Genomic DNA, 2539 nt, shown 5'->3' on the forward strand with positions numbered 1-2539 from the left:
ACCTTCTCACCAGTTCAGGGATTTATAGGTACCGCAAGGAGAACAAGGGATCTCTTTGCAGGTAGTTTTATTATATCACACATCACAAGAAACCTTGTGAGATATTTAAACAGTAAAAATGAAAAAGTAATATATCCCTTCAAAGAAATCAAAGAGGAAGATGAAAAAAGCCCCGGAAACACCCTCGCGAACTTCCCGAACAGGCTGGTTGCATTGGTTGAGGATGAGAACTTGTGTGAAGAACTAAGGAAAAAATTCTATGAAGAGTGGAGAAATATATGGGAAAAAACTTGGAAGGGAATAAAGGAAAGTGTAAATGACAGAGGCATTCTGAATAAAGTTGAAGAACAGTTTAAAATGCATGTTAAAAACTACTTTTCCTGCTTTTGTAATACGGAGAAAGTGCAAGGAAAAGAAAACTATGAAGAAGCCTATGACTCCCTTGAAAGGAAACTCGGAGCTTTGAAGTCCTGGAGACCTTACAGGGGTCTTATGGACGAAACATCTGTGGGAGAAGATGCCAGCAGGACTTACCCCGACGGATGCACCATGTGCGGTGAGAGGCTCCACCTCGCCATAAACTGGAAGGAAAAGGACAGGATATTTAACGAGGAGGTTGCTCGTCATATAAAGAACTCAGAGAGATTATGCGGTGTCTGTCTTGTTAAGAGGTTTGCGGTAAAGTTCTGCAAAGAAGACCTCGGTCTGGGAGAGGACAGGTGGCATTATCCTTCAACGGAGGAGATAGCGGGTATAAAGTTTAAGGAAAAGCTGAAGGAGGAAATAAAAGAAGACTCAAATCTTAAAGAAAGCCTGCTGAACCTTGGTAAGAAATTAAAAGACACCCCATATCTGGTTGAGGTTTTGCCTCTTAATGTAAATGGAGAGCTAAAAGGCTGTCTCTCCTTTGACTCTGAGCTCTTCAGAAAGGAAGCATGGGAAGCCCTTTTTAAAGAAGATGAAAGCTTAAAAGGGCTAAAGGAAGACATAGAGAGTCTTTACAACAGGCTAAAGGAAAAGGAAATAGAACACAAAAACCCTTACTTTGCGGTCCTGATATCGGACGGAGACAGCATAGGAGAGTGGCTCGGGAAAAGGAGCGAGATTAGGAAGGATAGACTGAACGAAAAATTCCACGAAGATTTTTCAAAGACGCTCTCAGAGTATGCGAGTGAGGTCTCTAAGATTACGAACTTCTCCAAACAGGTCGTCTATGCAGGAGCGGACGACCTCCTTGCCCTTCTTCATCCTTACGATGCACTCAGCTATGCGAAAAAGTGTGCAGAAATATTTACAGATAAGCTGAAGTATCTCGCAAAGGAAGGTAGAAAACCCTCAGTAAGTGCGGGCATCCTTATAGCCCACGCCAAAGCTAACCTCCAGATGGTCCTTGACAAGGCAAGATATCTTGAGCAGAAGGCAAAGTCGGTGAAAGGGAAGGGAGCGGTCTGCATGGGCGTCATGACGAGGACGGGGCTTCTTACCGATTTCGTGGCGAAGTGGGAAGACCTTGAGCTTTACGAAAAACTCTTTAAAGCCTTCAAGGAGAAAAAACTAAGCTCAAGGGTTGCCTACGACCTGAGGCTAATAGCGGGCTTTCAGCACCTGGATATGGCAGCCCCACTTATAAAGAGGGCTTTTAAGAGGCACATCCAAAGAGGATATGGCGAGATAGGGCAAGAGCTGAGCAATCGTTCCTTGGAGTTCATCCGAAAGGCGAAAAATTACTGGGAAGCTAAGAGTGAAGAGGAAAGGACCGAAAGGAGCATAGATAACTACCTTAACCTTCTTTATGTAGCAAGAACGGTAGGGGCCAGAATTGAGGAGGTGTGAGGTGAGGCTGGTTAAGGTAAAGGGATACAACGCCTTCTGGTTCGGCGGGCTTAAGCACTTTACAGAAGAAGAGCACTACCTTCCTGGTCTTGAGCTTCCGAACATAATGAGGACTTTCAGACTGCTTAAGAAAGGAACTCCCTGCTACGGTGTTTTCTTCTGGAAAGAGGATAAAAAGGATTTATTCCTTCCCGCCCCCGCTGACATAGTCGGGAGAAGGAAGAAAAAACAGTTCGGGGATGGGGACCTGAGGATAGCTTACTACAACGGGAAAATACCACAAATAGATGATAGAGAGAACGCCTATGAGACCCTCGGTCAGTACTTTATAAGCTCCGAGGATCTGATGTCCGCATGGGCTGAAGGAAACCAGAACAGCTTAAAGGTCCTCCCGGCTGGGGAGTTCTTTGAGGTGGAAAACAAGGTGGGCTTGAAGCTTGACAGAAAAACTATGACGGGAGAGGAGGGGAGGCTTTACTTCCACGACAGGATGAGGCTGAAAAAAGGCGTAAACCTGTGCTTTCTTGCAAAGGGGCTTGACACAACAAAGGGAAAGTTCTTCGGCGGTGAGAGGAATCCCGTTGAGATAGAGGAAAGCACGAAGCTGCCTGACGGTTTTGAGAGTCTGCTAAAAGGTAGAAGCATTGAAGCAGGCAAACGCTACAAACTCTACACACTGACCCACACCTTTGTGGAAGGAGGCTTG

The 2539-nt window shown here is 45.4% G+C and carries 2 protein-coding genes; both read left to right on the forward strand.

Translation table 11 applies throughout. The features are described 5' to 3' along the window. Positions 1-1833, forward strand: a 1833-nt coding sequence (gene cas10 / locus ACWB1W_RS06155; protein ID WP_479370503.1) for a type III-B CRISPR-associated protein Cas10/Cmr2, incomplete at its 5' end; no start/stop codon positions are given. A 1-nt stretch (position 1834) separates the two neighbouring features. Continuing rightward, positions 1835-2539: type III-B CRISPR module-associated Cmr3 family protein (locus ACWB1W_RS06160; protein WP_479370504.1), on the forward strand; the 705-nt coding region annotated here is incomplete at its 3' end.

Source organism: Aquifex sp. (genome assembly GCF_056494385.1).